Source organism: Streptococcus oralis subsp. tigurinus, assembly GCF_002096275.1.
Lineage (GTDB): Bacteria > Bacillota > Bacilli > Lactobacillales > Streptococcaceae > Streptococcus > Streptococcus oralis_CN.
On the sequence record NZ_NCUG01000018.1, the window covers coordinates 22,532 to 46,981 of the forward strand.

The window sequence follows — 24,450 nt, forward strand, 5'->3', positions numbered from 1 at the left end:
CCTTGTGTCAAAAAAGGAAATCAGTATTAATAGCTACAATGATGACGCCATTCAGGTGCTAGAAGGGTTGGATGCGGTTCGTAAACGTCCGGGGATGTATATCGGTTCGACCGACGGTGCGGGTCTCCATCACCTAGTCTGGGAAATAGTGGACAATGCAGTCGATGAGGCCTTATCTGGATTTGGTGACCGCATTGATGTAACTATCAATAAAGACGGAAGTCTAACAGTAGAGGACCATGGTCGTGGGATGCCGACTGGTATGCATGCCATGGGAATTCCAACTGTAGAGGTTATCTTTACCATTCTCCATGCCGGAGGAAAATTCGGTCAAGGGGGTTATAAGACATCTGGAGGTCTCCACGGGGTGGGGTCTTCTGTTGTTAATGCCCTTTCTAGTTGGCTAGAAGTAGAAATCACTCGTGATGGTGCTGTTTATAAGCAACGCTTTGAAAATGGTGGAAAACCTGCCACGACTTTGAAGAAAATTGGTACAGCACCCAAGACTAAGACAGGTACCAAAGTCACCTTCATGCCTGACGCGACGATCTTTTCTACGACTGACTTCAAGTACAATACCATTTCAGAACGACTCAATGAGTCAGCCTTTCTCTTAAAAAATGTGACCTTGTCTCTGACAGACAAACGAACAGATGAAGCGATTGAATACCATTATGAAAATGGAGTTCAGGACTTTGTTTCCTATTTGAACGAAGACAAGGAAACCTTGACACCAGTCCTATACTTTGAAGGCGAAGACAATGGTTTCCAAGTGGAAGTTGCCCTCCAGTACAATGATGGATTCTCAGATAACATTCTATCCTTTGTCAATAACGTTCGTACGAAAGATGGTGGAACGCATGAGACAGGACTTAAGTCAGCCATTACTAAGGTCATGAACGATTATGCGCGTAAGACGGGACTTCTCAAGGAAAAAGATAAAAATCTTGAAGGGTCAGATTACCGTGAAGGTTTAGCAGCCGTTCTATCAATTCTGGTTCCGGAAGAACACCTCCAGTTTGAGGGTCAGACAAAGGACAAACTTGGAAGTCCTCTGGCTCGTCCTGTTGTGGATGGCATAGTATCTGATAAGTTGACCTTCTTCCTAATGGAAAATGGTGAATTGGCTTCCAATCTTATTCGCAAGGCTATTAAGGCGCGTGATGCGCGAGAGGCAGCCCGCAAGGCGCGTGATGAGAGCCGAAATGGTAAGAAAAATAAGAAAGACAAGGGCTTGTTGTCTGGGAAATTGACTCCAGCCCAGTCTAAAAACCCTGAAAAGAATGAACTCTACCTAGTCGAGGGGGACTCTGCCGGCGGTTCTGCAAAGCAAGGTCGTGACCGTAAGTTCCAGGCTATCTTGCCCCTTCGAGGTAAGGTCATTAATACAGCCAAGGCCAAGATGGCGGATATCCTCAAAAATGAAGAAATCAACACTATGATTTATACCATTGGTGCGGGTGTGGGAGCAGACTTCTCTATTGAAGATGCCAACTATGACAAGATTATTATCATGACCGATGCGGACACCGATGGTGCCCACATTCAGACCTTGCTCTTAACATTTTTCTACCGCTATATGCGTCCGCTAGTCGAGACAGGACATGTCTATATCGCCTTACCGCCTCTTTACAAGATGTCTAAAGGTAAAGGCAGGAAAGAAGAAGTGGCCTATGCTTGGACGGATGGTGAGCTAGAAGAGCTCCGCAAGCAGTTTGGCAAAGGCGCTACCCTTCAACGCTACAAGGGACTTGGTGAGATGAACGCCGATCAGCTCTGGGAAACAACCATGAACCCAGAAACCCGTACCCTTATCCGTGTCACCATTGAAGACCTAGCACGCGCCGAACGCCGGGTCAATGTCCTCATGGGAGATAAGGTTGAACCCCGCCGTAAGTGGATTGAAGATAATGTTAAGTTTACGCTGGAGGAGACAGGGGTGTTTTGAGATAGGGAGAGAATAAATGAAATTTAATCAAGTGGAAGATAAGATATCAGGATGGATTTTAAAAACTTTTGAGCAAGATAAGTATCAAAACTATGTGAATTCTAAAAATTTAACATCGCTTAAAGTGCTTGACAATAGAGAATATTTGAAAGACCTCTCTATTGCTAAAGAAAGCCTCAATCACTGGAGATTTATAATTGCATTTCTAGCTGCTTGGGGGACGTCCTTTATTAATGTATATAATTTATGGCTAATACTTAGTATGTTTTTTGCATTTAGTTGTTCTTTTGCTGTTGTAATAATATCTATATTACGGTTTCTATACTATAAACTACATAAATGGTTTAAAGTAAGTCCGGCCATCTATATCATTATTCAAACGGTAGTTTTAGCTGGGATATTTACATGGGTGTTTGGACAGTCAACTTTTCCACTTTTTTTTAAAGAGGAAAATTGGCTCAATCACTTATTAACAGAATATAATTTGCAATCTAGTTCTCATTATACGGTTGAGGGATTCTGGTCTTTGTTTGGTATTTTCTTATTAGTCTTACTTGTGGCGCTGTGGTTGAGTTTAAAATCATCTAGTATCTTTGAGTTAGAAAAAATGGGAGTGGGTATGGGAGCTCTAACAGTTGGTTTAACAATAATAGCACTGGTCATTAAAGTAAGTCTTGAGGACATAAGACCAATGGGAATTGTAGTTGTATTACTTACTGGTCAGGCAGTTTTCATATCATGGTACATCAAATCCAAGATAGCTAAGTTACATGAACAAGCGCAAGAAATCTTTGAATGGCAGCTCTTAATTGACAAGCCAGTTTACCAAAAGTTAAAAAAATGCTATGCTTTTGGTGGTCAAAAATATAAAGATAAAATGCTCAATAATAAAGAAATGCGCCAAGTCATTTTACAAAATGAAAAGGATAGTTTTTACAAACTTTTAAACAATGAAGTCTGATTATTCCCACCCCCTCATCGGAAAACCCGACAATCTATTTTAAGTGGCAGGGAGCTTGTCGGGATTTCCGACGACCTCCCTATCGTTTGAGAAATCTCTTCGGAAATGCTGATGAGCTGCCTAGCTGACAGGGAGAAGATCGGGAAATCCGACATCAACACTGCCAAGATGCTGGGACAAAAATCTTGAACATTGAAACCATGTTCTTAATAAGTGCGAGACGCGGTAGCCTTTTGGATTCTGCGTTCGCCTTTTCAGGATCCGCACAACCCTAACAGGCATCGCGGGAGTGGGACAGAACTCATTCCCACAATTTAATAAAATTTTAGGAGAAAAAAATGAAATATAAGATTACAAATTTAGATATGACCAGATTGGAAGGAAAGAGCTTCTTCCAACTGCTGAGCGATAGTCTTGAGGCTGTCAATGCTTTTACAAAAGCCAATAAGTCTGAGCAGGTTTATGTAACGAAGCTTGGGGACATGGAGAAACTTCTTGAGACTTTGCAAGCTGGTTTGCACCGTTCCAAGGCCAGTCAAACGGTGGCTAGTCTGGAAACGTCTGATCGTGAGCGTGATGATGCGCTTTCTACCTTGACTGGTTTGGTCAAGGCCTTCTCTCGTGTAAAAGAGGCAAGTAGCAAGGAAGCTTACGACAAACTCAGCAAACTTTTCAAAAATTATGCTGGGCTAACTAGTATGAGCTACGAAAAAGAGACAGAAGCTATTAACCATTTGCTCAAGGAGCTAAAAGATACTGACTACCATACTGCCCTTTCAACCCTGCATTTGACAACTCATGTAGAAACCTTGACAAAGGCGCAGGCTCAGTTTGAAAAAGCCTATAAGGAGCGCTTGGCTGAGCAAAAAGGCAAGGCACCTAGTCAAAACAAGGAAATCCGTGCGAAACTACAAGAAATCTATGACTTCCTTGTGGACTTTACTGCAATCAACGCCTATGCTTATCCAGATAAAAAGCAGTATGCTGATCTCCGTGACCATCTCAACGCTATCCGTAGTCGCTACCAGAAACGTAAACCAAGCAAAAAAATTACCCCAACACAACCAGAAGAAGCCAAATAGGTTGTTCTGTTTAATTTATGCCAGTCAAAATAAATCTTAGAAAGTGAATATAGGATATAAAGATGAATGAATTAGTGATTGGATTATTTGCGGCTCTGTTAGGTGCAATTGTGTCAATCTTTACCTTATATACCAATTATAGAAGTTCTTTAGATAGCATTTCAGGCTGGCGCTCAAAGCTTTTTGATGCAGCTTCTGCTAAAGAAATTACGCTTAAAGAAGTTCAGGTGTTAAGGACAGCTCTACGCTATGAACCAACTAAGGAAGTTCAAGAAAACACTTTTGCATGGATAACTAATATCATGATTTATTATTGTGATTATATTTCGTTAAAATACTTTGAACATTATGAAACAAGTCTCTTGTATCAAGAACAGGAAATCATCAGGGTTTTTATCAGATGTCTGTTGAAGAACCATTGGGAATACAATGCTTCTATGGTATCATCGTTGAAATTCTTGAAGGTTCATAACAAAGCTTCAGAACAGCCAGAATTTATTCGTGAAACATATGATAAAGCAAAGGCAATAAGCAGAACCTTAGAGAATGACGATAAAGAATACGATCTGATTGAAAAAATCAATAAAAAGATGATGGGAAGTATATTTGAACTAGATGTTAAAATTAATAAAAATAGTGAAGATAAGATAAATAAATTTGATGCTAAGAAGTATTTAGATAATTATATAAAACCCGGTGAAGCTAATCAGGAAAAGGAAGAAAAAGAAAATATTATGACAAAAATTTCAGGTTGGGGCATATTGGTCATGAGTGTAATTGTAGGGGTTAATTTTGCAAGCAATCAAAGCCTGCTAGGGCTCAAGCCAATTGGACGCCAAACGAATGTATTAGCTGTTCTGTTAGTAGTTTTACTTATTATTAATGAGCTTTTTAAAAAGAAGAAATAAAAACAAAGATGGCTGTCAAAGTCATGAAAAAACTAGTCATGGGATTTTTCAAAGAATTTGATAAGGAAAAAGTTCCAGCAGCCAGTCCCCTTTATAGACATGTCCTCTACAGAATCAAAAGTTTTCACTAAAAAGGCAGGTATCCCCATGAGAACTGAACCCCAAATGCTTGATTTAATTTTTCAAACTGCAAAAGTGTTACAAGTCGAGGCTGTCGCTATGTCTGGTTCATGAACGGATACAAAAGCACCAAAAGATGAGTTTCAAGACTATGATGTTGTTTTTGTCGTGGACGACTTAGATAATCTGACGAGTGACCTTTCTTGGCTGGACTCCTTTGGCAAACGTATCATTGAGCAGCATAATATCCTAGGCAACCGTCGTCTCTACCTCATGCTTTTTGAAGATGGCAATAGAATCGACTTGACCCTCTGCCCCAAAGAGCACATTCAAGAGTGGGTGAATAGTGAAGCAGGATTCACCGTTTTAGAAGATCCTAAGGGTTTGTTTGCGCCTTATTATCCAAATCCTCAACGTTACTGGACGAATCCAGCTAGTGAGATTGATTTTGAAAAAGCCTGCAATGAATTTTGGTGGGTTTCCGCCTATGTGGTCAAGGGAATCTGTCGTAAGCAAGTCATCTATGCCACCGACCATCTCTACGGTATTTGTCAACAAGAACTCTTGAAGGTCTTGGCTTGGCAGGTCGCAAGTGATAGGGGAACAGTCGATATCGGTAAGAACTATAAGTATCTTTTCCAGTATTTACCTACAGAGAAAGAGAAGGAAATCTCTGCTCTCCTTGATTTTTCAAGTGTAGAAAAACTTACTCAGTCATTGTTTGATACGATGCAACTTTTTCACAGGGAAGCTCAAATCCTTGCTCAAAAGATGGGCTTTGCCTACGATAAGGAGGTGGCTGAGAAGATGATTGAGTATGCTAAAGAGAGACTTAGCTTCTAATTATTATTAAAAAGAAAAATAAAAAGAGAATTATTATGTCCAATATTCAAAACATGTCCCTTGAGGATATCATGGGAGAGCGCTTTGGTCGCTACTCCAAGTACATTATTCAAGACCGGGCTTTGCCAGATATTCGTGATGGATTGAAGCCGGTTCAGCGTCGCATTCTTTATTCGATGAATAAGGATGGCAATACCTTTGACAAGAGCTACCGTAAGTCTGCCAAGTCTGTCGGAAATATCATGGGGAATTTCCACCCACACGGGGACTCTTCTATCTATGAAGCCATGGTGCGTATGTCTCAGGATTGGAAAAACCGTGAGATTCTAGTTGAAATGCACGGTAATAACGGTTCTATGGACGGTGATCCGCCTGCGGCAATGCGTTATACTGAGGCGCGTTTGTCTGAGATTGCCGGTTATCTCCTTCAGGATATCGAGAAAAAGACCGTTCCTTTTGCGTGGAACTTTGATGATACCGAGAAAGAACCCACTGTTTTGCCAGCAGCCTTTCCAAACCTTTTGGTCAATGGTTCGACGGGAATTTCGGCTGGATACGCCACGGATATTCCACCACATAATTTGGCCGAAGTTATCGATGCGACAGTCTACATGATTGATCATCCAACTGCCAAGGTTGAGAAGCTGATGGAATTCTTGCCTGGACCAGACTTTCCTACAGGAGCCATTATTCAAGGACGTGACGAGATCAAAAAGGCTTATGAAACTGGTAAGGGGCGCGTGGTTGTTCGTTCCAAGACTGAGATTGAAAAGCTAAAAGGTGGTAAGGAACAAATCGTTATCACTGAGATTCCTTATGAAATCAATAAGGCCAATCTGGTCAAGAAAATCGATGATGTTCGTGTCAATAACAAGGTGGCAGGAATTGCCGAGGTTCGTGATGAGTCTGACCGTGATGGTCTTCGTATCGCTATCGAACTCAAGAAAGACGCCAATACCGAGCTTGTTCTTAACTATCTCTTCAAGTACACAGACCTGCAAATCAATTACAACTTCAACATGGTGGCGATTGACAATTTCACTCCTCGTCAGGTTGGAATTGTGCCAATCTTGTCTAGCTACATCGCCCACCGTCGCGAAGTGATTTTGGCACGTTCCCGCTTTGACAAGGAAAAGGCTGAGAAGCGTCTCCATATCGTCGAAGGTTTGATTCGCGTGATTTCGATTTTGGACGAAGTTATTGCCCTTATCCGTGCTTCTGAAAATAAGGCTGATGCTAAGGAAAATCTCAAGGTTAGCTATGAATTCACAGAGGAGCAGGCAGAGGCTATCGTAACCTTGCAATTGTATCGTTTGACCAATACAGACGTGGTTGTCTTGCAGGAAGAAGAAGCAGAGCTTCGTGAAAAAATTGCCATGCTTGCGGCCATTATCGGTGATGAACGGACCATGTACAATCTCATGAAGAAAGAGCTTCGTGAGGTCAAGAAGAAATTTGCGACTTCACGTTTGAGTACTTTAGAAGATACAGCAAAAGTCATCGAGATTGATACAGCTAGCTTGATCGCAGAAGAAGATACCTACGTTAGTGTGACCAAGGCTGGCTATATCAAACGTACCAGCCCACGTTCCTTTGCTGCTTCAACGCTAGAAGAAATTGGCAAACGTGATGATGATCGTTTGATTTTTGTGCAATCTGCCAAGACAACCCAGCACCTCTTGATGTTTACAACTCTTGGGAATGTCATCTATCGACCAATTCATGAATTGGCAGATATTCGTTGGAAGGATATCGGAGAGCATCTGAGCCAGTCTATTACAAACTTTGAAACTAATGAAGAAATCCTCTACGCAGAAGTCGTGGATCAGTTTGATGATGCGACAACCTACTTTGCAGCAACTCGCCTTGGTCAAATCAAGCGCGTAGAACGCAAAGAATTCTCTCCATGGCGGACCTACAAGTCGAAATCTGTCAAGTACGCTAAACTCAAAGACGAGACAGACCAAATTGTAGCAGTGGCTCCGATTAGACTTGATGATGTACTCTTGATTAGCCAAAACGGTTACGCCCTTCGTTTCAATATCGAAGAGGTTCCGGTTGTTGGTGCCAAGGCTGCAGGGGTCAAGGCTATGAATCTGAAAGCAGATGATGCGCTTCAGGCAGCCTTCATCTGTAACACCTCATCCTTCTACCTCTTGACCCAACGTGGAAGCTTGAAACGCGTTTCCATTGAGGAAATTCCAGCGACCAGCCGTGCTAAACGAGGCCTTCAAGTCTTGCGTGAGTTGAAAAACAAACCGCACCGTGTCTTTTTAGCAGGAGCAGTTGCAGAGCAAGGACTTGTAGGTGATCTCTTTAGTACAGAAATGGAAGAAAACGACCAAACGTTACTTGTCCAATCTAACAAGGGAACAATCTATGAGAGCCGATTGCAAGACTTGAACCTGTCAGAACGTACTAGCAACGGAAGCTTTATCTCAGATACCATTTCAGATGAGGAAGTTTTCGATGCTTACCTCAAAGAGGTCTTTAAAGAGGACAAAACAAATTCGTAAAAAGAATCAGTCCAGAGGGCTGATTTCTTTTGTGTTGAAAAAATTTTCAGAAAATTACAAATAATACTTGAAATTTTACTAGAAAAGTGTAGAATAGAACACATAGTTTGAATAGTATAAAGGAGAAACACATGACAGTTGCAATTGATTGGGAAAACCTTGGATTTTCTTATATGAAATTACCTTATCGCTATATCGCTCATTACAAAAATGGTCAATGGGATCAAGGAGAATTGACAGAGGATGCGACCTTGCATATTTCAGAGTCTTCTCCAAGTCTCCACTATGGACAGCAAGCATTTGAAGGTTTGAAGGCCTATCGTACGAAGGATGGTAGTGTTCAACTGTTCCGTCCTGACGAAAATGCCAAGCGTCTGCAACGTACTTGTGACCGTCTCTTGATGCCACAAGTTCCGACAGAAATGTTTGTAGAAGCTTGTAAAGCAGTTGTCCGAGCAAATGAAGAATACGTCCCACCATATGGAACAGGTGGAACCCTTTATCTTCGTCCTCTCTTGATTGGTGTCGGAGATATCATCGGGGTAAAACCAGCAGAAGAGTATATTTTCACCATCTTTGCTATGCCGGTTGGTAACTATTTTAAAGGTGGTTTAGTCCCAACTAACTTCTTGATTCAGGATGAATACGACCGTGCAGCTCCAAATGGTACGGGTGCGGCCAAGGTAGGTGGGAACTACGCTGCTAGTCTCCTCCCAGGTAAAATGGCCAAGTCACGCCAATTTTCAGATGTTATCTACCTAGACCCAGCTACCCACACCAAGATTGAGGAAGTTGGATCAGCTAACTTCTTTGGAATCACGGCTGACAATGAATTTATTACGCCATTGAGTCCATCTATCTTGCCATCCATTACCAAGTACTCTTTGCTTTACTTGGCAGAACACCGCTTGGGCTTGACTCCGATTGAAGGCGATGTCCCAATCGATAATTTGGATCGTTTTGTAGAGGCAGGAGCTTGTGGTACAGCAGCAGTTATTTCTCCAATTGGGGGGATCCAACATGGCGATGATTTCCATGTTTTCTATAGTGAAACAGAAGTAGGTCCTGTTACACGTAAACTCTACGATGAATTGACTGGTATCCAATTTGGTGATGTGGAAGCACCAGAGGGATGGATTGTCAAAGTGGACTAAAAGACACGAAGTAAAGAAGAACTCCATAGCAGTTGTAATGGCTGAAATGGAGTTTTTTCTTGCTAGTTTGAGCATTTTCCTGTACAATAGAAAAAGTGAAAAGAGGTACAGTATGAGTAAAAAAGATAAGAAAATTGAAATTCAATTAACGGATGCAAAAGTGACTGTTGGAAAAGACAGCTATGAAGGATACGTTTTGACGATTGGGAAAAAGGTTATTGGGGAAATTGCCGAATTAGATAGCCAATTTGCCATCATAAAGAATGGAAATGTCGATAGTTTTTATAAAAAACTTGAAAAAGCTGTGGAAATTTTGATTGAAAACTATAATTTGACAAAATAATACTTGTTTTATTGAAAATTTCATGATATAATAGTTCTCGTTAAATATTGGAGAGATAGCGAAGAGGCTAAACGCGGCGGACTGTAAATCCGCTCCTTCGGGTTCGGGGGTTCGAATCCCTCTCTCTCCATTCATCAATGGGGTATAGCCAAGCGGTAAGGCAAGGGACTTTGACTCCCTCATGCGTTGGTTCGAATCCAGCTACCCCAGTTCTTAGGTAATAAATTCAAGATAAAAAGAAAAATATCTTAGGGTATTTTATTTTTATAATTGAAAGGCGTGAACGATGTGAACATGTCTTTGCGGGTGCTTAGGAAAAAAATTATAAGTATGTCAAGTTTGGAAAGACTTGATTGTTGGAGGATTTTTTAGATGAACGAATTTGAAGATTTGCTAAATAGCGTTAGCCAAGTTGAGCCTGGTGATGTTGTTAGTGCTGAAGTATTGACAGTTGATGCGACTCAAGCTAACGTTGCAATCTCTGGGACTGGTGTTGAAGGTGTCTTGACTCTTCGCGAATTGACAAACGATCGCGATGCAGATATCAATGACTTTGTGAAAGTAGGAGAAGTATTGGATGTTCTTGTACTTCGTCAAGTAGTTGGTAAAGATACTGATACAGTTACATACCTTGTATCTAAAAAACGTCTTGAAGCTCGCAAAGCATGGGACAAACTTGTAGGACGCGAAGAAGAAGTTGTTACTGTTAAAGGAACTCGTGCCGTTAAAGGTGGACTTTCAGTAGAATTTGAAGGTGTTCGTGGATTTATCCCAGCTTCAATGTTGGATACTCGTTTCGTACGTAATACTGAGCGTTTCGTAGGTCAAGAATTTGATGCTAAAATCAAAGAAGTTGATCCTAAAGAAAACCGCTTCATCCTTTCACGTCGTGAAGTTGTTGAAGCAGCTACTGCAGCAGCTCGTGCTGAAGTATTCAGTAAATTAGCTGTTGGTGATGTAGTAACTGGTAAAGTTGCTCGTATCACTAGCTTCGGTGCTTTCATCGATCTTGGTGGTGTTGACGGATTGGTTCACTTGACTGAATTGTCACACGAACGTAACGTATCACCTAAATCAGTTGTAACTGTTGGTGAAGAAATCGAAGTTAAAGTCCTTGATCTTAATGAAGAAGAAGGACGCGTATCCCTTTCACTTAAAGCAACAACACCTGGACCATGGGATGGCGTTGAGCAAAAATTGGCTAAAGGTGATGTAGTAGAAGGAACAGTTAAACGTTTGACTGACTTCGGTGCATTTGTTGAAGTATTGCCAGGTATCGATGGACTTGTTCACGTATCACAAATTTCACACAAACGTATCGAAAATCCAAAAGAAGCTCTTACTGTTGGTCAAGAAGTTACTGTTAAAGTCCTTGATGTTAACGCTGACGCAGAACGTGTATCCCTTTCTATCAAAGCTCTTGAAGAGCGCCCAGCTCAAGAAGAAGGACAAAAAGAAGAAAAACGTGCTGCTCGTCCACGTCGTCCAAAACGTCAAGAAAAACGTGATTTCGAACTTCCAGAAACACAAACAGGATTCTCAATGGCTGACTTGTTCGGTGATATCGAACTTTAATCAAATTGATAATCACAAAATCCTTTGTTTAAAACAAGGGATTTTTCTTTTGTCTCTTTCCCATTTTTGATATAATAGTTCTATGTTAGATTCAGAAAAACAATCACAATATCAATTGTTAAATGAGGAACTCTCTTATTTACTTGAAGGTGAGAGCAATGTTCTTGCCAATCTTTCGAATGCTAGTGCCCTCCTAAAATCTCGCTTTCCGAATACTGTATTTGCAGGGTTTTATCTGTTTGATGGTAGCGAGTTGGTTTTAGGGCCTTTTCAGGGTGGTGTTTCTTGTATTCGCATTCCGTTTGGGAAAGGCGTGTGTGGAGAAGCTGCTGAGTTTCAAGAGACTGTTTTAGTTGGCGATGTGAGCACCTATCCAAACTACATTTCTTGTGATAGTATGGCCAAGAGTGAAATCGTAGTCCCTATGCTCAAGAATGGAAGACTAGTCGGTGTCTTAGACTTGGATTCTTCTCTGATTGATGATTACAATGCTATTGATCGTGATTACTTGGAACAATTTGTCGCGATTTTGCTTGAGAAGACAGAATGGGACTTTACGATGTTTGAGGAGAAAGCCTAATGTATCAAGCACTTTATCGAAAATATAGAAGCCAAACTTTTTCACAACTGGTAGGTCAAGAGATTGTGGCTAAAACCCTAAAACAAGCGGTCGAGCAGGAAAAGATTAGTCATGCCTATCTTTTCTCAGGTCCTCGTGGAACTGGGAAAACCAGTGTAGCCAAGATTTTTGCCAAGGCTATGAACTGTCCGAACCAAGTGGACGGAGAACCGTGTAATAACTGCTATATCTGTCAGGCTGTGACAGAAGGTAGCCTAGAAGATGTTATTGAAATGGATGCGGCTTCAAATAATGGAGTTGATGAAATCCGTGAAATTCGTGACAAATCTACCTATGCACCTAGCTTAGCACGTTACAAGGTCTATATTATTGACGAGGTTCATATGCTGTCTACGGGAGCCTTTAATGCGCTTTTGAAGACGCTTGAAGAGCCGACTCAGAATGTCGTCTTTATTTTGGCAACCACTGAATTGCATAAGATTCCTGCAACCATTTTATCGCGTGTTCAACGTTTTGAGTTCAAATCGATTAAAACTCAAGATATCAAGGAGCATATTTATCATATTCTAGAAAAAGAAAATATCAGTTCTGAACCGGAGGCTGTGGAAATCATTGCCAGACGAGCTGAAGGTGGAATGCGGGATGCCTTGTCCATTCTGGATCAAGCTTTGAGTTTAACACAGGGAAACGAGCTCACGACTGCTATCTCTGAGGAGATTACAGGCACCATTAGTTTATCAGCACTAGATGACTATGTAGCTGCCTTGTCTCAGCAGGATGTTCCAAAAGCACTTGATTCTTTGAATCTTTTATTTGAGAATGGCAAGAGCATGACTCGTTTTGTGACGGATCTCTTGCAGTATTTGCGTGATTTACTGGTCGTCCAGACGGGTGGCGAAAATACTCATCATAGCCCAGTTTTTATGGACAATCTAGCTTTATCTCAGGAAAGCCTCTTTGAAATGATTCGAATGGCGACTGTGAGCTTGGCAGATATGAAAGCTAGCCTGCAACCTAAGATTTATGCTGAGATGATGACCATTCGTTTAGCTGAGATTAAGCCTGAACCAGTGCTTTCAGAAGCTGTTGAAGGAGAAATAGCTGCACTGAGACAGGAAGTCGCTCGTCTCAAACAAGAACTTGTTAATGTTGGAACAGCTACTAAACAAGTGGCGCCAGTCCCTAGCCGTCCAGCCACTTCCAAGGCAGTCTATCGAGTGGATCGCAACAAAGTTCAGACTATCCTGCAAGAAGCTGTCGAAAATCCTGATTTGGCACGGCAAAACTTGATTCGCCTCCAAAATGCATGGGGAGAAGTGATTGAAAGCTTAGCTGGTCCGGATAAGGCTCTGCTCGTTGGTTCTCAACCAGTTGCAGCAAACGAACACCATGCTATTTTAGCCTTTGAGTCTAATTTCAATGCAGGGCAAACCATGAAACGGGACAATCTCAATACCATGTTTGGCAACATCCTCAGTCAGGCAGCAGGTTTTTCACCTGAAATCTTAGCCATTTCCCTAGAGGAATGGAAAGAGGTTCGAGCGGCCTTTTCAGCCAAAGCTAAATCTTCTCAAGTTGAAAAAGAAGCAGAAGACAGTCTGATTCCAGAAGGATTTGAATTTTTGGCTGATAAAGTGAAGGTAGAGGAAGACTAAAGAAAGATTTCATGATACAATAAGTTTATGAATAGACAACAATTTATTATGATAGCGTTATTTACGGCTGCTGAGACTTATTTTTTCAATGAAGCCTGGATGACTGGTCGCTATATTATGGCAGCCTTTTGGGCGATTCTACTCTTTCGAAATTTTAGGTTAAGTTACGTGATGGGAAAAATTGTAAACACCATTGATCAGCACCTAAACCGCAAGGACTAGCTCCCAGCTTCTAGACAAAATCAAAGCCTTTTAGGCTTTTTTTTGTTATACTAGTAGAGTATATTTATGGACCTTTTCTTGTGTTTTTTAGAGAAATGTAAGTGATTTCTCTAATGATAAAGGAAGTAGGCTAGAAAAAGAAAGGAATTATCATGTCAGTATTAGAGATTAAAGATCTTCACGTTGAGATTGAAGGAAAAGAAATTTTGAAGGGAGTCAATCTGACTCTGAAAACAGGGGAAATCGCAGCTATCATGGGACCAAATGGTACTGGAAAATCGACTCTTTCAGCCGCTATCATGGGAAATCCAAACTATGAAGTTACCAAAGGTGAAGTCTTGTTTGATGGCGTAAATATCCTTGAGTTGGAAGTGGACGAACGCGCGCGTAAGGGACTTTTCCTTGCTATGCAGTACCCATCAGAAATCCCAGGAATTACCAATGCAGAGTTTCTTCGAGCGGCCATGAATGCTGGTAAAGAAGATGATGAAAAGATTTCAGTTCGTGAGTTTATCACTAAACTAGATGAGAAAATGGAATTGCTCAACATGAAAGAAGAAATGGCAGAGCGTTACCTCAACGAAGGTTTCTCTGGTGGTGAGAAAAAACGTAATGAAATTCTTCAACTCTTGATGTTGGAACCTACATTTGCCCTTTTGGATGAGATTGACTCAGGTCTTGATATTGATGCCCTTAAAGTCGTATCGAAAGGTGTGAATGCTATGCGTGGTGAAGGCTTTGGTGCTATGATCATCACTCACTACCAACGTCTTTTGAACTACATCACACCAGACGTAGTACACGTGATGATGGAAGGTCGTGTGGTCCTTTCTGGTGGTCCAGAATTGGCTGCGCGTCTAGAACGTGAAGGATACGCAAAACTAGCTGAAGAACTTGGCTACGACTACAAGGAAGAATTGTAATTCCCTCGTATCTTTTAGGAGAAGTAAATGACTAAAGAAACTATTAAACTTTTTTCAGAAACGCACGCTGAACCAAGCTGGTTGTCAGACCTCCGTCAAAAAGCTTTTGATAAGATTGAAAGTTTGGAATTACCCGTCATTGAGCGTGTCAAATTTCACCGTTGGAATCTGGGGGATGGAACCATCATAGAAAGTGAGCCTTCAGCAAATGTTCCAGATTTCACTGCACTAGATAATCACTTGAAATTGGTACAAGTTGGAACGCAAACTGTTTTTGAACAAACACCAGTTGAATTGGCTGAACAGGGTGTTATCTTCACAGACTTCCATTCAGCTTTAGAAGAAATTCCAGAGCTTATTGAGGAATTCTTCATGTCATCTGTTAAGTATGATGACGACAAGTTGGCAGCCTACCATACAGCTTACTTTAACAGTGGTGCTGTTCTCTACATTCCTGATAATGTTGAGATTAAAGAGCCAATCGAAGGGATTTTCTACCAAGATAGCGACAGCGATGTGCCATTTAACAAGCATATCCTTATCATTGCTGGTAAAAACTCTAAAATAAGCTATCTTGAACGTCTAGAGTCACGAGGTGGAGGTAGTGCAAAAGCAACTGCCAATATTACTGTAGAAGTGATTGCTCGTTCTGGTGCGCAAGTGAAATTTGCTGCTATTGACCGTTTAGGTGAAAATGTCACTGCCTACATTAGCCGTCGTGGTAAACTTGGCAACGATGCAAGCATTGACTGGGCAATCGGTGTCATGAACGAGGGAAATGTCGTTGCGGACTTTGATAGTGACTTGATTGGAAATGGTAGCCATGCTGATCTTAAGGTTGTCGCCTTATCAAGTGGCCGTCAGATTCAAGGGATTGATACTCGAGTGACTAACTACGGATGTAACTCAATCGGAAATATCCTCCAACATGGGGTTATCCTTGAAAAAGCAACTTTAACTTTCAACGGTATCGGCCACATTATCAAGGGTGCCAAGGGAGCAGATGCGCAACAAGAAAGTCGTGTTCTCATGCTTTCAGACCAAGCGCGTTCAGATGCTAATCCAATTCTTTTGATTGATGAAAATGACGTAACTGCTGGTCACGCGGCTTCTATCGGGCAAGTAGATCCAGAAGACATGTACTATCTCATGAGTCGTGGCTTGGACAAGGCAACTGCAGAACGTTTAGTTGTCCGCGGTTTCCTTGGATCCGTTATCGTTGAGATTCCAGTCAAAGAAGTTCGCGATGAAATGATTGCAACTATCGAAGAAAAATTGTCAAAACGCTAAGGGGAAGCCTATGTTAGATGTAGAAGCGATTCGCAAGGATTTTCCAATTTTAGACCAGATTGTCAACGATGAACCTCTGGTCTATCTGGACAATGCTGCGACGACACAAAAACCATTAGCAGTTCTGGAAGCAATCAACCGCTACTATAAGCAGGACAATGCCAATGTTCACCGTGGGGTTCATACCTTGGCTGAGCGAGCAACAGCTTCTTATGAAGCTGCTCGTGAAACCATTCGTAAGTTTATCAATGCAGGCTCTACAAAGGAAGTTCTCTTTACCAGAGGAACGACAACCAGCCTTAACTGGGTGGCACGCTTTGCTGAGGAAATCCTGACTGAGGGAGACCAGGTTTTGATTTCTGTCATGGAACACCATTCCAATATCATTCCTTGGCAGGAGGCCTGTCGCAAGACTGGAGCAGAGCTTGTCTATGTTTATCTCAAGGACGGTGCCTTGGATATGGATGACTTGCGTTCTAAATTGACTGACAAGGTTAAGTTTGTTTCGCTAGCTCACGCCTCAAATGTCCTTGGTGTGGTCAATCCAATCAAAGAAATCACACAAATGGCTCACCAAGTTGGAGCCATTATGGTGGTGGATGGTGCTCAGTCTACGCCTCATATGAAGATTGATGTGCAGGACTTGGATGTGGACTTCTTTGCCTTTTCAGGTCACAAGATGGCTGGTCCAACTGGTATCGGTGTTCTTTACGGCAAAGAAAAGTATCTTGAGCAAATGTCTCCAGTAGAATTTGGCGGTGAGATGATTGATTTCGTCTATGAGCAATCTGCTAGTTGGAAGGAATTGCCTTGGAAATTTGAGGCTGGAACGCCAAATATGGCAGGTGCTATCGGACTTGCTGCTGCAGTGGATTACCTAGAAAATCTTGGTATGGATGCCATTGAAGCCCATGAACAGGAATTAATCTCATACGTATTTCCAAAATTGCAGGCAATCGAAGAATTGACTATTTACGGTTCACAGGACTTGGCTCAGCGTTCAGGTGTCATTGCCTTTAACCTAGGTGATCTTCATCCTCACGATCTTGCAACAGCTTTGGATTATGAAGGAGTGGCTGTTCGTGCGGGTCACCACTGTGCGCAACCCTTGCTCCAGTATTTGGATGTACCAGCAACAGCCCGTGCAAGTTTTTATATCTACAATACTAAGGCGGATTGTGACAAACTAGTCGATGCCCTACAAAAGACAAAGGAGTTTTTCAATGGCACTTTCTAAACTAGATAGCCTTTATATGGCAGTGGTAGCAGATCATTCGAAAAATCCACATCATCAAGGGAAGTTAGAAGACGCTGAACAAATCAGCCTCAACAATCCAACCTGTGGGGATGTTATTAATCTCTCTGTTAAGTTTGACGCAGAGGACCGTTTGGAAGATATTGCTTTTCTAAATTCAGGTTGTACCATCTCAACAGCCTCGGCTAGTATGATGACAGATGCTGTTTTAGGAAAAACCAAGCAAGAAATTCTAGAACTTGCAACCATCTTTTCTGAAATGGTTCAAGGTCAAAAAGATGACCGCCAAGACCAACTTGGCGATGCAGCTTTCTTATCAGGTGTTGCCAAATTCCCACAACGGATTAAGTGTGCAACTCTAGCTTGGAATGCCCTTAAGAAAACAATTGAAGATCAAGAAAAACAGTAAGACAAGTTTCTTTTGTCTTACGAATCATTAGAAATGAAGAATGAAAGAAAGGATATTATGGCTGAAGAAAGAGTAGAACCAAAACCAATTGACCTTGGTGAATATAAATTTGGTTTCCATGACGATGTAGAGCCTGTCCTATCGACAGGAAAAGGATTGAACGAAGATGTCATTCGCGAATTATCAGCTGCTAAAGGAGAACCTGAGTGGATGTTAGAATTTCGTTTGAAGTCTTATGAAACCTTCAAAAAAATGCCCATGCAAACATGGGGAGCAGATTTGTCAGAGATTGACTTTGATGACTTAATCTACTACCAAAAACCATCTGATAAACCTGCTCGTTCTTGGGATGAAGTTCCTGAAAAAATCAAAGAAACCTTTGAACGTATCGGGATTCCAGAAGCTGAGCGTGCCTATCTAGCTGGAGCTTCTGCCCAGTATGAGTCAGAAGTAGTTTACCATAACATGAAGGAAGAATTTGAGAAGTTAGGTATCATCTTTACAGATACAGATTCTGCCCTCAAGGAATACCCAGACTTGTTCAAACAATATTTTGCGAAGTTGGTACCGCCGACTGATAACAAGTTGGCAGCCCTCAACTCGGCAGTGTGGTCTGGTGGAACCTTTATCTACGTACCAAAAGGGGTCAAGGTAGATATTCCACTTCAAACCTACTTCCGTATCAATAACGAAAATACAGGTCAGTTCGAACGTACTTTAATTATCGTTGATGAGGGAGCAAGCGTCCATTACGTAGAAGGATGTACAGCACCAACTTATTCTAGCAACAGCTTGCACGCTGCCATTGTAGAAATTTTCGCTTTGGACGGAGCTTATATGCGTTATACAACCATCCAAAACTGGTCTGATAATGTCTATAACTTGGTAACAAAACGTGCCAAAGCTTTGAAAGATGCGACTGTTGAGTGGATCGATGGAAACTTAGGTGCCAAAACAACTATGAAATACCCATCTGTTTACCTAGATGGAGAAGGGGCCCGTGGTACCATGCTTTCGATCGCCTTTGCCAATGCTGGGCAACACCAAGACACAGGTGCCAAGATGATCCACAACGCTCCACACACAAGCTCCTCTATCGTGTCTAAATCCATCGCTAAAGGCGGAGGAAAGGTGGACTACCGTGGACAAGTAACTTTCAACAAGAACTCTAAGAAATCTGTTTCTCACATCGAGTGTGATACCATTATCATGGATGACTTATCAGCGTCAGATACCATTCCATTCAATGAAATCCACAACTCGCAAGTTGCTTTGGAACACGAAGCTAAGGTATCTAAGATTTCAGAAGAGCAACTCTATTACCTCATGAGCCGTGGTTTGTCAGAATCTGAGGCAACCGAGATGATTGTCATGGGATTTGTCGAACCCTTCACTAAAGAGCTTCCAATGGAATACGCAGTTGAGCTGAACCGCTTGATTAGCTATGAAATGGAAGGTTCAGTTGGATAAGAATATGCAAAATCTGAACAGGAAGAGTTCCTGTTCAGATTTTTTTCAAAAAGGACCTAATAAATATTCACAAAAATACTTTTATATGGTAAAATAAAACAATTACATTTAGTGGAGATAAAGTATGAATATTTTTAGAACCAAGGATGTTAGTCTGAGACAGACAGAGATGCATCGCCATTTGAAATTGTGGGATTTGATTCTTCTAGGGATTGGTGCCATGGTGGGGACGGGGATTTTCACCATTACAGGTACGGCGGCAGCAACACTTGCTGGTCCATCACTAGTGGTTTCTATCGTGATTTCTGCCCTGTGTGTTTCTCTATCAGCTCTCTTTTTTGCAGAATTTGCCTCTCGTGTACCCGCAACTGGAGGTGCTTATAGTTATCTCTATGCGATTTTGGGAGAATTGCCAGCCTGGATTGCTGGCTGGTTGACCATCATGGAATTCATGACAGCTGTTTCAGGTGTGGCATCTGGCTGGGCAGCTTACTTTAAGGGCTTACTCAGTGATTATGGTATCTCCATGCCCCAAGCCTTGAATGGTACCTTTAATCCTGAACAGGGAACCTATATCGATCTTCTGCCTATTTTAGTGCTGACCTTGGTAACGGGATTGGTTTTATTAAATTCCAAGGCAGCCTTACGCTTTAATTCGCTTCTAGTAATCTTGAAATTTTCTGCTCTAGCCTTATTTATCCTAGTTGGTATCTGGTACATCAAACCTGAAAATTGGTCGAATTTTGCTCCTTTTGGCTTTGGCCAGATTTATGGAGGAAGCACTGGGATTATGGCAGGTGCATCTTTGATGTTCTTTGGATTTCTCGGATTTGAGTCTATTTCCATGGCAGTTGATGAAATCCAAAGCCCGCAAAAAAATATTCCTCGAGGAATTGTACTTTCTCTGACAATCGTCACCATTCTCTATGCCTTGGTAACCTTAGTATTGACAGGGATTGTTCACTACAGTAAGCTCAATGTGGACGATGCAGTAGCATTTTCATTACGGAGTATTGGTATCGGCTGGGCAGCCAATTATGTTTCGCTCGTAGCCATTCTCACCCTGATAACGGTATGTATTTCCATGACTTATGCTTTGTCTCGAATGATTTATAGCTTAGCACGTGATGGACTTTTACCTCAAAGTTTCAAACAATTAAGCAAGACTAGTCGCGTTCCTAAAAATGCGACTCTCTTAACAGGAGTTGCTTCAGCCATTGCTGCAGGAGTCTTTCCTTTAGCCAGTATTGCAGCCTTCTTAAATATCTGTACGCTAGCTTATCTCATTTTGCTAGCCTACGGAATAATAAAACTCAGAAAGGATAAGGGCATGCCAAAAGAGGGAGAGTTTAAAACTCCTTTGGTACCACTCTTGCCAATTCTTTCCATCCTTATCTGTGTTTCCTTTATGCTTCAATATAGTCTAGATACCTGGATTGCCTTTAGCATTGCTCTTGTAGTTGGTCTAATCATCTACTTTACTTACGGTTACCATCATTCAACCCTCACAGAAGAAAAATAAAAGCTGGGATTTCCCAGCTTTTTAATCTTTCACATAAGTAAATCCTTCACCCAGAATTTCATGGGCCTCTGTGATGGTGATAAAGGCTTGAGGATCGACTTGGTGAATCATATCCTTCATTTTGACGATCTCGTTCCGACCGACGATACAGTAAATAATTTTTAAATCTTTCTTGCTGTAATAACCTTGACCAGATATAAAGGTCACACCACGTCCAAGCTCCTCATTAATCTTATCAGCCAGTTGGTCAGGATATTGAGTAATGATGATAAAACCTTTGCCAGCGTAACCCCCTTCGCCAATCAGGTCAATAACGCGAGCGATGATGAAGTCAAACAAGAGAGTATAGGTCACAAGACGGAGATCTTGAAAAATAAGCAGAATTAACATTAAAATGAAAAAGTCAATTCCAAAAAGCAATTTCCCAATCGAAAGATTGGTGTACTTGTTGAGGATACGGGCAACGATATCAGAACCACCAGTGGTTCCACCAGCATTAAAGATAATTCCTAAACCAACTCCCAGTAAAACCCCTGAGACTAAAGCAACGATGATGAGGTCTCCTTGTAAATCAAACTGCAAGGGGATACGCTCAAAGATTGCGAGCCAAATAGAGAGAGAAATAGAACCCAGAAGGCTGGAGTAGAGGGTCTTGGAACCAAATATCTTCCAAGCCAAAATAAATAAAGGAATATTGATTAAGAGATTCATCAATGAGACAGGGATTTTAAAAAGATAGTAGGTAATCAAGGTGATACCTGTCGCCCCTCCCTCAAATAGATGATAAGGAACAACAAAGTAGGTGAGACCAAAGGCATAGATAGCTGCTCCAAATATAATCGTAATAATCGGTTGAACTTTTCGAATCATAGCTGTTCCTCGCTTTTCTATAGATAGATTATACCAAAAATTCAGTTTTTTTAATTGGATTACTTATGATTTTTTATCATTTTTTTGATATAATAAGAGTGAAAAATCCCAATCCTATTGAGAAGAATAGAAAGATTGAACTTATGACACAAGTAAAAATTGTAACGGACTCTTCTGTTACTATCGAACCAGAAGTAGTTAAAGAATTAAATATCACTATTGTCCCCTTATCAGTTATGATTGATGGCGTACTCTACTCAGATGCTGATCTAAAAGAGGGGGAATTCCTTCATCTCATGCAACAAAGCAAGAATCTCCCTAAAACGAGTCAACCTCCAGTAGGAGTGTTTGCTGAAGTCTTTGAAGAGCTGGGAAAAGATGGCAGTCAGGTTGTTGCTATTCATATGTCTCATGCCTTGTCTGGAACGGTTGAAGCTGCTCGCCAAGGCGCAAGTCTCTCAAGTTCTGATGTGACGGTTATTGATAGTTCCTTTACAGATCAGGCTATGAAGTTTCAAGTTGTTGAAGCTGCAAAACTTGCTAAAGAGGGTAAAGATTTAGAAACTATTCTAGCACATATAGAAGAAGTGAAGAATCACACAGAGCTTTATATCGGTGTTTCGACTCTAGAAAACCTAGTGAAAGGTGGGCGTATTGGGCGTGTGACGGGACTATTAAGCTCACTATTAAATATTCGTGTAGTGATGCAGATGAAAAACCACGAACTCCAACCAATCGTCAAAGGACGTGGTGCGAAAACTTTCAAAAAATGGCTTGAAGAGTTAACGGTGACCCTTACTCATAAATCAGTTGCAGAAATTGGAATTTCCTATGCTGGAACGAATGAATGGGCAAATGAGATGAAGAGTTTATTGCAAGCCTATGTTGAGAAACCAATCTCTGTACTGGAAACTGGCTCTATTATTCAAACTCATACTGGAGAGAATGCTTGGGCAATTCTAATCCGCTATAATTCCTAAAAAAATAGAGAAAAATGTTTGAAATGGTGTTTTTGACTTGACCTATGGGCAATTTTAGGATATGATTATATTTGTTAATCAGAAATTATTTGGAGGATTTGTTAACATGGCAAACAAACAAGATTTGATCGCTAAAGTGGCAGAAGCTACAGAATTGACTAAGAAAGATTCAGCAGCAGCAGTTGATGCTGTATTTGCAGCAGTGACTGAATACCTTGCAGCTGGTGAAAAAGTTCAATTGATTGGTTTTGGTAACTTTGAAGTTCGTGAACGCGCTGCACGTAAAGGTCGCAACCCACAAACTGGTAAAGAAATCGAAATCGCAGCTTCTAAAGTTCCAGCATTCAAAGCTGGTAAAGCTCTTAAAGACGCTGTTAAATAATGAATTTAGAAAAAGCCTATTGTATCAAGCTTTCTAGCTTGGTCAATAGGCTTTTTTTGTTGCTTTGGGGCATTTTGGGGCAAAGACGAATATTTCTTCATGATATCTACCACTGTTGATTTCATTTCTTTAGTTATATATGTATAAATTTAGGTGTTTTTCAACTGAGTCTTTGATATGATATATAACTTCTGAGATAAGTAGTCTTTTGAAAAATAGGGTTTAAGCCTTTACAGTAAAAGAAAAAAGGTCCCCATATTTGAGAACCTTCTTTTCATTAGTTTTTAGAAGCTGCTTGGAATTCAGGGTTTTTCCATGCTTCATCAATGATAGCTTGCAATTCTTTAGCAGATGCTTGCATTTTTTGAGTTTCAGCGTCGTTCAATGGGATGTTTACTGGACGAACGATACCGTGTGCACCAACAACAGCTGGTTGACCGATAAAGACGTTTTTAACACCGTATTGACCTTCTTGGAAGACTGAAAGTGGAAGTACTGCATTTTCGTCATCAAGGATTGCTTTTGTGATACGAGCAAGTGCTACTGCAATACCGTAGTAGGTAGCTCCTTTTTTATTGATGATTGTGTAGGCAGCGTCACGAACACCTTCGAACAATTCAATCAATTCAGCTTCTTGAACGTTTTGAGTATCTTTAAGGAATTCTTCAAGGTTTACACCAGCGATGTTAGCGTGTGACCAAACCGCAAATTCAGAATCTCCGTGTTCACCCATGATGTAGGCGTGAACGGAACGAGCATCGACATCCAATTTTTCAGCAAGTGCTTGACGGAAACGTGCTGAGTCAAGTGAAGTACCTGAACCGATAACACGTTCTTTAGGGAATCCAGAGAATTTCCAAGTTGAGTAAGTCAAAACGTCAACTGGGTTAGCTGCAACAAGGAAGATACCATCGAAACCTGATTCAACAACTTGTGTTACGATTGATTTGTTGATAGCCAAGTTTTTACCTACAAGGTCAAGACGAGTTTCACCTGGTTTTTGAGGAGCACCTGCAGTGATAACAACAAGGTCAGCGTCTGCACAGTCAGAGTATTGAGCAGCATAGATTTTTTTAGGTGAAGTGAAGGCAAGGGCGTGGCTAAGGTCAAGCGCATCACCAACAGCTTTTTCGTGCAATTGTGGAATTTCGATAATTCCAAGCTCTTGTGCAATTCCTTGGTTAACAAGTGCGAAAGCGTAAGATGAACCTACGGCACCGTCACCAACAAGGATCACTTTTTTGTGTTGTTTAGTTGAAGTCATTATCTAAACATCTCCTTCATTTTTTTTTAGGGTAATCCCCAGACACTTTCATTCTATCACTTTTAAAAAGCTTTGTCACGAATATTCTATTCGGTTATCGATGTAAACGTTTTAGTGGTTTTCAAAGACTGAAATGAAGGACAAATTATGGTATAATATATCTAATTACTAATAGTGA

Annotated in this window: 21 protein-coding genes, 2 tRNA genes and 2 pseudogenes; 23 read left to right on the forward strand and 2 right to left on the reverse strand. The window is 41.1% G+C overall.

Annotated elements, in window-relative coordinates:
• Positions 1-4 precede the first annotated feature (4 nt).
• From parE to B7725_RS05345, 21 genes and pseudogenes are all read left to right on the forward strand, one after another.
• On the forward strand, positions 5-1,948 hold the full coding sequence (gene parE, locus B7725_RS05245) for a DNA topoisomerase IV subunit B (RefSeq protein ID WP_084874957.1): 1,944 nt from the start codon (positions 5-7) through the stop codon (positions 1,946-1,948).
• A gap of 16 nt (positions 1,949-1,964) precedes the next feature.
• The gene (locus B7725_RS05250; protein ID WP_084874958.1) at positions 1,965-2,909 is read left to right on the forward strand and encodes a hypothetical protein; all 945 of its coding nucleotides are present in this window, start codon (positions 1,965-1,967) and stop codon (positions 2,907-2,909) included.
• 338 nt (positions 2,910-3,247) lie between these two features.
• A complete protein-coding gene (locus B7725_RS09935) occupies positions 3,248-3,991 on the forward strand; it encodes a DUF6261 family protein (protein ID WP_162279015.1) in 744 nt (247 codons plus the stop codon).
• Positions 3,992-4,053: 62 nt separating this feature from the next.
• Positions 4,054-4,899: a hypothetical protein gene (locus B7725_RS05265; RefSeq protein ID WP_084874960.1), complete on the forward strand. Its 846-nt coding sequence runs from the start codon at positions 4,054-4,056 to the stop codon at positions 4,897-4,899.
• A 17-nt stretch (positions 4,900-4,916) separates the two neighbouring features.
• Positions 4,917-5,030: pseudogene (locus B7725_RS10205) on the forward strand (GNAT family N-acetyltransferase); the annotation flags it as partial.
• Between the two features lie 16 nt (positions 5,031-5,046).
• Positions 5,047-5,862: pseudogene (locus tag B7725_RS05270) on the forward strand (aminoglycoside 6-adenylyltransferase).
• A gap of 35 nt (positions 5,863-5,897) precedes the next feature.
• Complete coding sequence (gene parC, locus B7725_RS05275) at positions 5,898-8,378, forward strand: DNA topoisomerase IV subunit A (protein ID WP_084874962.1); 2,481 nt, start codon at positions 5,898-5,900, stop codon at positions 8,376-8,378.
• 116 nt (positions 8,379-8,494) lie between these two features.
• Positions 8,495-9,532, forward strand: coding sequence for a branched-chain amino acid aminotransferase (locus B7725_RS05280; protein WP_345788702.1), 1,038 nt, complete (start codon positions 8,495-8,497; stop codon positions 9,530-9,532).
• Positions 9,533-9,644: 112 nt separating this feature from the next.
• Positions 9,645-9,875: a DUF2969 domain-containing protein gene (locus B7725_RS05285; protein WP_000037107.1), complete on the forward strand. Its 231-nt coding sequence runs from the start codon at positions 9,645-9,647 to the stop codon at positions 9,873-9,875.
• Between the two features lie 49 nt (positions 9,876-9,924).
• A tRNA-Tyr gene (locus B7725_RS05290) sits at positions 9,925-10,005 on the forward strand.
• A gap of 8 nt (positions 10,006-10,013) precedes the next feature.
• A tRNA-Gln gene (locus B7725_RS05295) sits at positions 10,014-10,085 on the forward strand.
• Between the two features lie 162 nt (positions 10,086-10,247).
• Positions 10,248-11,450, forward strand: coding sequence for a 30S ribosomal protein S1 (gene rpsA / locus B7725_RS05300; protein ID WP_001001620.1), 1,203 nt, complete (start codon positions 10,248-10,250; stop codon positions 11,448-11,450).
• An 82-nt stretch (positions 11,451-11,532) separates the two neighbouring features.
• The gene (locus tag B7725_RS05305; protein WP_084874965.1) at positions 11,533-12,030 is read left to right on the forward strand and encodes a GAF domain-containing protein; all 498 of its coding nucleotides are present in this window, start codon (positions 11,533-11,535) and stop codon (positions 12,028-12,030) included.
• Positions 12,030-13,685: a DNA polymerase III subunit gamma/tau gene (dnaX, locus tag B7725_RS05310; protein ID WP_084874967.1), complete on the forward strand. Its 1,656-nt coding sequence runs from the start codon at positions 12,030-12,032 to the stop codon at positions 13,683-13,685. The genes B7725_RS05305 and dnaX overlap by 1 nt, the downstream gene beginning before the upstream one ends.
• A gap of 27 nt (positions 13,686-13,712) precedes the next feature.
• Positions 13,713-13,907: a DUF3272 family protein gene (locus B7725_RS05315; protein WP_001081612.1), complete on the forward strand. Its 195-nt coding sequence runs from the start codon at positions 13,713-13,715 to the stop codon at positions 13,905-13,907.
• A 152-nt stretch (positions 13,908-14,059) separates the two neighbouring features.
• Positions 14,060-14,830 carry a Fe-S cluster assembly ATPase SufC gene (gene sufC, locus B7725_RS05320; protein WP_084874969.1) on the forward strand — a complete coding sequence of 257 codons (771 nt, stop codon included), beginning with the start codon at positions 14,060-14,062 and terminating at the stop codon, positions 14,828-14,830.
• Positions 14,831-14,857: 27 nt separating this feature from the next.
• On the forward strand, positions 14,858-16,120 hold the full coding sequence (gene sufD, locus B7725_RS05325) for a Fe-S cluster assembly protein SufD (protein WP_084874971.1): 1,263 nt from the start codon (positions 14,858-14,860) through the stop codon (positions 16,118-16,120).
• Between the two features lie 10 nt (positions 16,121-16,130).
• On the forward strand, positions 16,131-17,357 hold the full coding sequence (locus tag B7725_RS05330; RefSeq protein WP_084874973.1) for a cysteine desulfurase: 1,227 nt from the start codon (positions 16,131-16,133) through the stop codon (positions 17,355-17,357).
• Positions 17,344-17,784: a Fe-S cluster assembly sulfur transfer protein SufU gene (sufU, locus tag B7725_RS05335; protein WP_001218473.1), complete on the forward strand. Its 441-nt coding sequence runs from the start codon at positions 17,344-17,346 to the stop codon at positions 17,782-17,784. Before B7725_RS05330 ends, sufU begins: the two co-directional genes overlap by 14 nt.
• Before the next feature lie 57 nt (positions 17,785-17,841).
• Positions 17,842-19,254 carry a Fe-S cluster assembly protein SufB gene (gene sufB, locus B7725_RS05340; protein WP_006151262.1) on the forward strand — a complete coding sequence of 471 codons (1,413 nt, stop codon included), beginning with the start codon at positions 17,842-17,844 and terminating at the stop codon, positions 19,252-19,254.
• A gap of 124 nt (positions 19,255-19,378) precedes the next feature.
• Positions 19,379-20,776, forward strand: coding sequence for an APC family permease (locus B7725_RS05345; RefSeq protein WP_084874975.1), 1,398 nt, complete (start codon positions 19,379-19,381; stop codon positions 20,774-20,776).
• Positions 20,777-20,797: 21 nt separating this feature from the next.
• Here the strand turns inward: B7725_RS05345 and B7725_RS05350 are convergent, their stop codons facing one another.
• Complete coding sequence (locus tag B7725_RS05350) at positions 20,798-21,646, reverse strand: YitT family protein (RefSeq protein ID WP_084874977.1); 849 nt, start codon at positions 21,644-21,646, stop codon at positions 20,798-20,800.
• Between the two features lie 143 nt (positions 21,647-21,789).
• On the opposite strand from B7725_RS05350, the gene B7725_RS05355 reads away from it, so the two are divergent.
• The gene (locus tag B7725_RS05355; protein ID WP_084874979.1) at positions 21,790-22,626 is read left to right on the forward strand and encodes a DegV family protein; all 837 of its coding nucleotides are present in this window, start codon (positions 21,790-21,792) and stop codon (positions 22,624-22,626) included.
• Between the two features lie 106 nt (positions 22,627-22,732).
• Positions 22,733-23,008, forward strand: a complete 276-nt coding sequence (locus B7725_RS05360) for an HU family DNA-binding protein (RefSeq protein WP_001284635.1) — start codon at positions 22,733-22,735, stop codon at positions 23,006-23,008.
• A 277-nt stretch (positions 23,009-23,285) separates the two neighbouring features.
• Here the strand turns inward: B7725_RS05360 and B7725_RS05365 are convergent, their stop codons facing one another.
• Positions 23,286-24,272, reverse strand: a complete 987-nt coding sequence (locus B7725_RS05365; RefSeq protein ID WP_000204722.1) for an L-lactate dehydrogenase — start codon at positions 24,270-24,272, stop codon at positions 23,286-23,288.
• Between the last annotated feature and the right edge of the window lie 178 nt (positions 24,273-24,450).